General features: G+C 73.9%; 8 protein-coding genes and 1 pseudogene. 6 read left to right on the forward strand and 3 right to left on the reverse strand.

The features are described 5' to 3' along the window. Nucleotides 1-303, reverse strand: a pseudogene (locus MHW47_RS28540) (hypothetical protein); the annotation flags it as partial. Continuing rightward, nucleotides 300-1,283 (reverse strand): aldo/keto reductase, encoded by a 984-nt coding sequence (locus MHW47_RS28545; RefSeq protein ID WP_239226641.1) that lies wholly within the window; start codon nucleotides 1,281-1,283, stop codon nucleotides 300-302. The pseudogene MHW47_RS28540 and the gene MHW47_RS28545, both read right to left, overlap by 4 nt. 141 nt (nucleotides 1,284-1,424) lie before the next feature. Here MHW47_RS28545 and MHW47_RS28550 point away from each other — a divergent pair, with 141 nt between their 5' ends. Both MHW47_RS28550 and MHW47_RS28555 read left to right on the forward strand, forming a co-directional pair. Beyond that, the gene (locus MHW47_RS28550; RefSeq protein ID WP_239226642.1) at nucleotides 1,425-2,474 is read left to right on the forward strand and encodes an LLM class F420-dependent oxidoreductase; all 1,050 of its coding nucleotides are present in this window, start codon (nucleotides 1,425-1,427) and stop codon (nucleotides 2,472-2,474) included. Nucleotides 2,475-2,733: 259 nt separating this feature from the next. Continuing rightward, on the forward strand, nucleotides 2,734-3,522 hold the full coding sequence (locus tag MHW47_RS28555) for a ferritin-like domain-containing protein (protein WP_239226643.1): 789 nt from the start codon (nucleotides 2,734-2,736) through the stop codon (nucleotides 3,520-3,522). A gap of 19 nt (nucleotides 3,523-3,541) precedes the next feature. Here MHW47_RS28555 and corA read toward each other — a convergent pair whose 3' ends face one another. After that, on the reverse strand, nucleotides 3,542-4,537 hold the full coding sequence (gene corA / locus MHW47_RS28560) for a magnesium/cobalt transporter CorA (RefSeq protein ID WP_239226644.1): 996 nt from the start codon (nucleotides 4,535-4,537) through the stop codon (nucleotides 3,542-3,544). 89 nt (nucleotides 4,538-4,626) lie between these two features. On the opposite strand from corA, the gene MHW47_RS28565 reads away from it, so the two are divergent. From MHW47_RS28565 to mshC, 4 genes are all read left to right on the forward strand, one after another. Continuing rightward, complete coding sequence (locus MHW47_RS28565; protein ID WP_239226645.1) at nucleotides 4,627-5,319, forward strand: histidine phosphatase family protein; 693 nt, start codon at nucleotides 4,627-4,629, stop codon at nucleotides 5,317-5,319. 92 nt (nucleotides 5,320-5,411) lie between these two features. After that, nucleotides 5,412-6,005, forward strand: a complete 594-nt coding sequence (locus tag MHW47_RS28570) for a DUF3090 domain-containing protein (protein ID WP_239226646.1) — start codon at nucleotides 5,412-5,414, stop codon at nucleotides 6,003-6,005. Next, nucleotides 5,966-6,808, forward strand: a complete 843-nt coding sequence (locus MHW47_RS28575; protein WP_239226647.1) for an SCO1664 family protein — start codon at nucleotides 5,966-5,968, stop codon at nucleotides 6,806-6,808. The genes MHW47_RS28570 and MHW47_RS28575 overlap by 40 nt, the downstream gene beginning before the upstream one ends. Nucleotides 6,809-6,903: 95 nt before the next feature. Then, on the forward strand, nucleotides 6,904-8,133 hold the full coding sequence (gene mshC / locus MHW47_RS28580) for a cysteine--1-D-myo-inosityl 2-amino-2-deoxy-alpha-D-glucopyranoside ligase (RefSeq protein ID WP_239226648.1): 1,230 nt from the start codon (nucleotides 6,904-6,906) through the stop codon (nucleotides 8,131-8,133). Nucleotides 8,134-8,321: the final 188 nt, after the last annotated feature.

The following is an 8,321-nucleotide window of genomic DNA, read 5'->3' on the forward strand; positions in this document are numbered from 1 at the left end:
GGCGCCGGCTTCCGCATCCGCGTCCGGGTCCGTGGAGCGCGCGCCCTCCGGTCCGGCTTCGCCTTCCGCGTCGCCGGACACCGCCGACCCGGCCTCGCCCTCTGCGTCGCCGGACGCCTCCGCCCCGGTGTCGCCTTCCGCGTCGGCCGGCGCCTCCGGTCCGGGTGCGGCCCCCGCGCCCTCGGTGCCGGACGCCTCCGGGGCGTCCCCCGTCTCCTCCCCGGGCCCCTCGGGGGGAGCCTCGGAGGTCGGGGTGGCCGGGGCGGCGGCGGGGGTGTCGTCGCCTGGGGGTCGCGCGGTCACAGCGTGCTCCAGTCCTGGTCGGGATAGCGGTGCACGGGCGCCGACACGTCGTCGAGCGCCTGGCAGATCTCGTCAGGAAGACTAAGCGTCTCCACTGACAACGCCTCCGCCAACTGCTTCGCGTTGCGCGCGCCGACGATCGGCGCCGTCACGCCCGGCCGGTCCCTGACCCAGGCCAGGGCCACCTGGACGGGCGTGGTGGCCAGCCCCTCGGCCGCCGTGGAGACCGCGTCCACGATGCGGCTCGCCGCGTCGTCCAGGTACGGCTCGACGAAGGGGGCCATCAGCTCCGACGCGCCGCGCGAGTCGGCCGGCGTGCCGGTGCGGTACTTGCCGGTGAGCACGCCCCGGCCCAGCGGCGACGCGGGCAGCAGTCCGATGCCGAGGTCGAGGGCGGCGGGCAGCACCTCGCGCTCCACGCCGCGCTGGAGCAGCGAGTACTCCATCTGCGTCGCGGCCAGCCGGGTCCGGGTGCCCGGCGCCGCCAGCTGCCAGGTCGCCGCCTTGGCCAGCTGCCAGCCGCAGAACCCGGACACCCCGGCGTAGCGGGCGCGCCCGGAGGACACCGCGAGGTCCAGCGCCTGGAGGGTCTCCTCCAGCGGGGTCGCCGGGTCGAAGGCGTGGAGCTGCCACAGGTCCACGTGGTCCGTGCCGAGCCGGTCCAGCGAGGCGTCCAGGGCCGCCAGCAGGTGTCCGCGCGAGCCGTCCACCCTGCGGTAGGGGTCGGCGACGCTGCCCGCCTTGGTCGCGATGACCAGATCGCGCCGGGGCACCAGCCCGTCCACGAGCCGCCCGAGCAGGTACTCCGCCTCGCCGCCGCCGTACACGTCGGCCGTGTCGACCAGGGTGCCGCCCGCCTCCCAGAACGCCTTCAGCTGCTCGGCAGCGTCGTGCTCGTCGGTGTCCCGGCCCCAGGTGAGGGTGCCGAGCCCGATCCGGGACACTCGTAGGCCGGTGCGGCCGAGATGCCTCTGCTCCATGGGCGCTGAGATTACTGGCCGCGGCCGTACGCGTCGCAGGGCTGTGGACAACCGGCGCGGTGGCCGCCCACTGCCGGATCGCCCCACCGCGCGCTAGAGTCCGGAACCCAGGCACGTTACTGATCGGTAAGGGGTTCGGCTATGCGGCTCGGCATCAATCTCGGCTACTGGGGCGCGGGGATGGACGGCGACAACCTCGCCGTCGCGCAGGAGGCCGACCGGCTCGGCTACGACGTCTGCTGGGCGGCCGAGGCGTACGGCTCCGACGCGCCGACCGTGCTGGCCTGGGTGGCCGCGCAGACGGAGTCCATCGACGTCGGCTCCGCCATCCTCCAGATCCCGGCGCGCCAGCCCGCGATGGCGGCGATGACCGCGGCCACCCTGGACTCCCTGTCCGGCGGCCGGTTCCGTCTCGGCCTCGGTGTCTCGGGCCCGCAGGTGTCGGAGGGCTGGTACGGCGTCCGGTTCGACAAGCCGCTGGCCCGCACCCGCGAGTACGTCGAGATCGTCCGCCGGGCGATGACCCGCGAGCGGCTGTCGTACGAGGGGGAGCACTGGACGCTGCCGCTGCCGGACGGTCCCGGCAAGCCGCTCAAGCTGACCGTGCACCCGCAGCGCGAGCACATCCCGCTCTACATCGCCGCGATCGGCCCGAAGAACCTGGAGCAGACCGGCGAGATCGCCGACGGCGCGCTGCTGATCTTCCCGTCCGCCGAGCACCTGGAGGAGACCGCCGTCCGTCATCTGCGGGCCGGCCGGGAGAAGGCCGGGAAGACGATGGAGGGCTTCGACGTCTGCCCGACCGTCCCGCTCGCCGTCGGTGACGACGTCCACGGCCTCGCGGACATGTTCCGGCCCTACACCGCGCTGTACGTCGGCGGCATGGGCAGCGCCAAGCAGAACTTCTACAACCGGCTCGCCCAGCGCATGGGGTACGAGAAGGAGGCCGCCGAGATCCAGGAGAAGTACCTCTCCGGCGACAAGAGCGGCGCGGCGGCCGCCGTCCCGCACCGGCTGATCGACCAGACGACGCTGCTGGGCCCGGTGGAGCGCATCGCCGAGGGCATGCGGGCGTACGCGGAGGTGGGGGTCACCACCCTGACGCTGGCCCCGGCCGGCTTCACGCTGGACGAGCGGATCGCCGCGCTGCGGGCCGGTACGGAGGCCCTGGAGCGGGCCGGACTCGCCTGACGCGTCACAGCCGCGGCGGGGGCTCGGGGGCTCCCCGCCACGGCCGTCACCGGGAACAACGCGGCCGGAAGGGCCGGGTTACGGGTCTGCGCAAAAACGGTTCGCCGCCACCCGCGCGGCCCCGGCCCCGCCACCCGTGCAACCCCCGGCCCCGCCCTCGGCCACCCCCGTTCGGCCCAGTGGCCGCACCCTCCTGTTGCCCGCCGGCGCCGCCCGCACTTGACTGGCGCTCGGCGACGCCGGCACGGAGGTGGCAGTGATGCTCTCGGCAAAGAACCTGTTCCAGGAGATCCTCGACAACGACGACTCGTTCCGCCTGTTCTGCTCCATCGCCGCCAGCGGCGAATCACAGGGCGGCTGGGAGAACGGCAGGATCGCGGCGCTCGTCCCGGCGAGCCGGCGCGACCTGGCCCCCAAGATCGCCCGGCACGGTGCCGACGAGGACAAGCACGGCCGGATCTTCACCGCGCTGCTCAAGAAGCGCGGCCTCACCCCCGGCCCGGTCCCGCCGGACACCGACTACACGATGCTCCTCGAACGGCACGGCATCGGCCTCGCACACGAGAAGCTCGGCCGCGACGAGCCGCTGACCGAGGGCGACATCATCACCTACCTGGCCCACAGCCGGGTGACCGAACAGCGCGCGTCGGAGCAGATGCGGCTGCTGAACAAGCACTTCGCCGACCACCCCGAACTGGGCCGCGCGGTGCGGATGATCTCGAACGACGAGGACAACCACCTCGCGTACTGCCACGAGGAGCTGCTGCGCTTCGCGCGCGCCGGGCACGGCCGGACCATCCAGCGCGCCCTGCGCGAGTGCGCCCTCGCCGAGATCCGCGTCTACCGCGACGTCAGCCTCGCCGTCATGGACCACATGGGCCGCGTGCTCGGCTGGTCGCGGGCGAAGGCCGCGGTGCTCGCCGCGGGCATCCACGCCGTGTACGCGTACGAGCGCCTCGGCGGCTGGCGGCGCATGGTCGACCTCGCCCCGCCCGCCCGGCGCGACGCCCTGGGCGGCCCCGCGGCGCCCGCCCCCGAGTACGCCTGACCCGGCCCCCGGCGGGGGCTCAGAGCCAGCCGCGCCGCTTGAACAGGCGGTACAGGCCCAGGACCGCCCCCGCCATCAGCAGCAGCACCAGCGGGTAGGAGCCGACCCAGCGCAGCTCCGGCATGTGCTCGAAGTTCATGCCGTAGATCCCCGCGACCATCGTCGGCACCGCGGCCATCGCCGCCCAGGCGGAGATCTTGCGCATGTCGTCGTTCTGCCGCACCCCCATCTGCGCGAGATGCGCGGACAGGATGTCCGACAGCAGCCGGTCCAGCCCCTCCACCTGCTCGTTGGCGCGGGTCAGGTGGTCCTGGACGTCCCGGAAGAACGGCTGCGCGTGGTCCTGGACGAAGGGCACCCCGGCGCCCGCCAGCCGGGCCAGCGGCGCGGTCAGCGGCACCGTCGCCCGGCGGAACTCGAGGACCTGGCGTTTGAAGGTGTAGATGCGGGCGGCGGTGTTCTTCGAGTCGTCCGTACCGCTCGGCGCGAAGACCTGGGTCTCCAGCTCCTCCAGGTCGACCTGGAGCTCGCCCGCCACGTCTATGTAGTGGTCCACGATCGCGTCGCTGACCGCGTACAGGACCGCGGTGGGCCCGTGCCGCAGCACCTCGGGCTCCGCCTCCAGCCGGCGGCGCACCGCGGCCAGCGGCGCCCCCTCGCCGTGCCGCACCGTCACCACGAACGAGTCGCCCAGGAACACCATCAGCTCGTGCGCGGTCACCGAGTCGCTGTCGTGGTCGTACAGCACCGGCTTGATCACCGCGAACAGCGAGTCGTCGTACACCTCCAGCTTGGGCCGCTGATGTGCGGACAGGGCGTCCTCCACGGCCAGCGGGTGCAGCCCGAACTCGTTGCTGACGAGGTCGAACTCCTGCTCCGTCGGCTCGTACAGGCCGATCCAGAGGAACGCGTCCCCCGCCGCCCGCGCCTCGGACAGGGCATCGGAGAAGTCGGCGGGGCCGTCGGTCCGGCGTCCGTCGCGGTAGATGGCACAGTCGACAATCACGGCGCGCATTGTTCCCTGCTTACGGCCCGGTACGCACATCCGGCGGGGGGTGTCGCGCGCCCGCCGGGCAGCCGGGCCGGGACCGTACGCTGGAGCGCATGCCCACCCTGATCCTCGTACGCCACGGACGCTCCACCGCCAACACGGACGGAGTGCTCGCGGGCCGCACCCCCGGCATCGCCCTCGACGAGCGCGGCGCCGAACAGGCCGCAGCGCTCCCCGGACGGCTGGCCGCGCTCCCGCTGGCCGCCGCCGTCAGAAGCCCCCTGCAGCGCTGCCGGGAGACCCTGGAACCCCTGCTGGCCGCCCGCCCGGACCTGCCGCTGCACGTCGAGGACCGGATCAACGAGTGCGACTACGGCGACTGGTCGGGCCGCAAGCTCGCCGAACTCGGCGACGACCCGCTGATGACCGTCGTCCAGCAGCACCCCTCCGCCGCCGCGTTTCCCGGCGGCGAGTCGATGCGCGCCATGCAGGCCCGCGCCGTCGAGGCGGTACGGGAGTGGAACGCGCGCATCGAGGCGGAGCACGGCGAGGACGCCCTGTACGTCATGTGCTCGCACGGCGACATCATCAAGTCCCTCGTCGCCGACGCGCTCGGCCTGCACCTGGACCTCTTCCAGCGCGTCCACGCCGACCCCTGCTCGGTCACCGCGATCCGCTACACCCGGCTGCGCCCCTATCTCCTACGCCTCGGCGACACGGGCGACCTCGCCGGACTCGCGCCCCGCGAGGCGGACGCCGGCCCCGGGCAGGACGCGGCGGTGGGGGGCGGCGCTGGGGCGCCGTGATCGCCGCGCACAGTAGGGTGGACGCGCCGTAGAACGCTTTCGAAGGCTCCGGCCCACCCTCATCTGCCGTCGACTCTCAAGGGAGACAGGACGTGTCCCGTCAGGTGTTCCTCTACGACCCCCCGGACCGCTTCGTGGCCGGCACGGTCGGGCTGCCTGGACGCCGTACGTTCTTCCTGCAGGCATCCTCAGGCGGACGTGTCACCAGCGTGGCCCTGGAGAAGACCCAGGTCGCCGCGCTCGCCGAGCGCGTGGACGAACTGCTGGACGAGGTGGTGCGGCGCACCGGGGGCAACTCCCCGGTGCCCGCGGTCGCCCCGACGGACGTCACCGACACCGCCCCGCTCGACATCCCCGTCGAGGAGGAGTTCCGCGTCGGCACCATGGCGCTGGCCTGGGACGGGGAGGAACAGCGCATGATCGTCGAGGCCCAGGCCCTCGTCGAACTCGACGCCGACTCCGTCGAGGACCTCGCCGAGGCCGAGGAGCGGCTCCTCCAGGACGAGGAGAACGGCCCGCCGATGCTCCGCGTCCGGCTCACCGGCGCCCAGGCCCGCGCCTTCGCCAAGCGCGCCCTGGAGGTGGTGAACGCCGGCCGGCCCCCGTGCCCCCTGTGCAGCCTGCCGCTCGACCCGGAAGGACACGTATGCCCGCGCCAGAACGGATACCGCCGGGGCGCCTCCTGACCGACGCCGAGCGGGTCACCCTGCTGGCCGAGGGCACCCTCACCGTCCTCGGGCAGGTGCGCGGCGCCTCCAACGCGGTGCTGTACTGCTCCGTGGCCCACGAGGGCGAGGAGGCGTACTGCGTCTACAAGCCGGAGGCCGGCGAGCAGCCCCTGTGGGACTTCCCGGACGGCACCCTCGCCCAGCGCGAGGTGGCCGCCTACGCGGTCTCCGAGGCCACCGGCTGGGGCCTGGTGCCGCCGACCGTGCTGCGGGACGGGCCGTACGGCCGGGGCATGTGCCAGCTGTGGATCGAGGCCGAGACCCCGGACGGGGACGAGCCGGGCCTGCTCGCGCTCACCGAGGACGAGGAGCCCGGCGAGGGCTGGAAGGCCGTCGCCCACGCCGAGGTGGGGGAGGGGCGCACCGCGCTCCTGGTGCACGCGGACGACCCCCGGCTGCGGCGGCTCGCCGTGCTGGACGCGGTCATCAACAACGGCGACCGCAAGGGCGGCCATCTGCTGCCCGCGCCCGGCGGCCGGCTCTACGGCATCGACCACGGCGTCACCTTCCACACCGACGACAAGCTGCGCACCCTCCTGTGGGGCTGGGCGGGCGAACCCCTCACCGCCGAGGCCGTCGGCGTCCTCGGCCGTCTCGCCGCCGAACTGGAGCCCGGCGCCCCGCTGGTCACCCGGCTGGCCGAACTCCTCACCCCGGCCGAGATCGACGCCCTGCGCGCCCGCGTGGCCGCGCTGCGCACCACCGGACTGCACCGGGAGCCGAGCGGCGAGTGGCCCGCCATCCCCTGGCCGCCCGTCTGAATGCACGTGCGGCCTCCGGGCCGCAAGAGGGCCTCTTCGGTCAGGATCGCCCCTCCGGTTCGTATCCGGAAGCCGCATCCGGTTACGCTCGTCGCATGCATGCCTGGCCCGCTTCTGAGGTCCCCGCCCTGCCCGGCAAGGGCCGCGACCTCCGGATCCACGACACCGCGACCGGCGGTCGGATCACCCTCGACCCCGGTCCCGTCGCCCGTATCTACGTCTGCGGCATCACCCCGTACGACGCGACCCACATGGGTCACGCGGCGACCTACAACGCGTTCGACCTCGTACAGCGCGTGTGGCTCGACACCAAGCGGCAGGTTCACTACGTCCAGAACGTGACGGACGTGGACGATCCGCTGCTGGAGCGGGCCGTGCGCGACGGGCAGGACTGGACCGCGCTCGCCGAACGCGAGACGGCCCTGTTCCGGGAGGACATGACCGCGCTGCGCATGCTCCCGCCGCGCCACTACATCGGGGCCGTCGAGGCGATACCCGGCATCGTGCCGCTCGTCGAACGGCTCCGCGACGCGGGCGCCGCCTACGAACTCGACGGGGACGTCTACTTCTCCGTCGACACCGACCCGCACTTCGGCCAGGTGTCGAACCTGGACGCCGAGGCGATGCGGCTGCTCTCCGCCGAACGCGGCGGCGACCCGGAGCGCCCCGGCAAGAAGAACCCCCTCGACCCGATGCTCTGGATGGCCGCCCGCGAGGGCGAGCCGAGCTGGGACGGCGGCTCGCTCGGCCCCGGCCGGCCCGGCTGGCACATCGAGTGCGTGGCCATCGCCCTGGACCACCTCGGCATGGGCTTCGACGTCCAGGGCGGCGGCTCCGACCTCGCCTTCCCGCACCACGAGATGGGCGCCTCGCACGCCCAGGTGCTCACCGGCGAGCACCCCTTCGCCAAGGCGTACGTGCACGCCGGCATGGTCGGCCTGGACGGCGAGAAGATGTCCAAGTCCCGGGGCAACCTCGTGTTCGTCTCGGCGCTGCGCCGCGACGGCGTGGACCCGGCGGCGATCCGCCTCGCCCTGCTCGCCCACCACTACCGCTCCGACTGGGAGTGGACCGACCAGGTGCTCGACGACGCCGTCGCCCGGCTCGCCCGCTGGCGCGCCGCCGTCTCCCGCCCGGACGGCCTGTCCGCCGACGCCCTGGTCGAGGAGGTCCGCGCGGCCCTCGCCGACGACCTGGACGCCCCGGCCGCGCTGGCCGCCGTGGACCGGTGGGCCGAACGGCAGACCGCCGAGGGCGGTACGGACGAGGGGGCGCCCGGCCTGGTCTCCCGTACCGTCGACGCGCTGCTCGGCGTCGCCCTGTAGTACCCGGCCGCCCCACCCACCGACGCCACCGGCCCCGGACTTCGACGCGAAGTCCGGGGCCGGTCGCCGTGCCGTGCCGGTGTCAGTCCTGCGGAGCGGGGCCCTCGCGTCCGTCGTCGCCGTCGTCCGCGCCGCCGGTGTCCCCGTCCCGGCCGTCCGCCGCGCCCGGGGTGCCGCCGGTACGGGGG

The sequence above is a fragment of the Streptomyces sp. OfavH-34-F genome, from assembly GCF_022347745.1.
Taxonomy (GTDB): Bacteria; Actinomycetota; Actinomycetes; order Streptomycetales; family Streptomycetaceae; genus Streptomyces.